This window comes from Mesorhizobium sp. M8A.F.Ca.ET.161.01.1.1, assembly GCF_004792105.1.
Taxonomy (GTDB): Bacteria; Pseudomonadota; Alphaproteobacteria; order Rhizobiales; family Rhizobiaceae; genus Mesorhizobium.
Map to the genome: position 1 here is coordinate 1 of NZ_SRTD01000216.1, position 348 is coordinate 348.

1 protein-coding gene is annotated in these 348 nt (G+C 69.5%); it reads left to right on the plus strand.

Annotated elements, in window-relative coordinates; all coding sequences use genetic code 11:
* The coding region (locus tag EN804_RS35395) for a DUF3025 domain-containing protein (RefSeq protein ID WP_210237389.1) at positions 1–348 on the plus strand (348 nt) is incomplete at both ends.

The window sequence follows — 348 nt, forward strand, 5'->3', positions numbered from 1 at the left end:
TTCGTCCCGCCGCCACGTGCGGCGGTGGCTGCGCGGCGTTTCGAGCATCCGCTGTTCGCCGGCTTGCAGGGCTTCCGTGACCTGCTGGACGTCACTGCATGGCCATCCGTCGCGGCGCTGGATGCACGCCTGGCCGTGCCGGGCAAGCGCTTGGTCGAACAGGATGCCGCGCTGCTGGCCGATGGGCTGCACTACGAAACCCGCATCGCGCGGGGGCGCATCGCCACCCGCGCCGACAACTGGCACGACCTGTTCAATGCGCTGGTGTGGGCCGCCTACCCGCAGCTGAAACGTGCGCTCAACGTGCAGCAGTGCCGGCATATCGAGGCCATGCCACCCGGTCAGCGC